The 439-nt window shown below is 74.7% G+C and carries 1 protein-coding gene; it reads left to right on the top strand.

The genetic code is table 11. The features are described from left to right. The coding region (locus CRD60_RS08550) for an RCC1 domain-containing protein (RefSeq protein WP_407923193.1) at positions 1-439 on the top strand (439 nt) is incomplete at both ends.

Below are 439 nucleotides of genomic sequence, written 5' to 3'. Positions count from 1 at the left end.
GTGGCCGCCGGCTGCCACCACAGCCTGCCCCTGGGCGACGACGGGAAAAGCTACGCCGCCGGGTCCAACGGCCGCGGCCCGCTCGGCGCCGGCGCCACCGCCACCCGCAAGACCCCCGTCGCCGTCGCCGCCCCCGCCGGCCGCAGTTTCGTCGACATCGGCGCCGGCAAGTTCCACTCCCTGGCCATCACCGACCAGGGCCGGGCATACGCCTGGGGCGCCAACGGCAAAGGCCAGCTCGGCACCACCGGCGGCGCGACCAGCAGCCCGCAGGCGGTCGCCATGCCCGCGAACGTGGCCTTCGCGCAAATCACGGCCGGCGACGACTACTCAGCGGCGGTCAGCGACACCGGTGCGCTCTACACCTGGGGCGGCAACGCCAGCGGCCAGCTCGGCGACGGCACCACCACCGACAAGACCGGCCCCACCAAGATCAGCC

The sequence above is a fragment of the Bifidobacterium aemilianum genome, from assembly GCF_003315635.1.
Classification (GTDB): Bacteria; Actinomycetota; Actinomycetes; order Actinomycetales; family Bifidobacteriaceae; genus Bifidobacterium; species Bifidobacterium aemilianum.
This window is presented reverse-complemented; position numbering and strand designations above follow the sequence as displayed.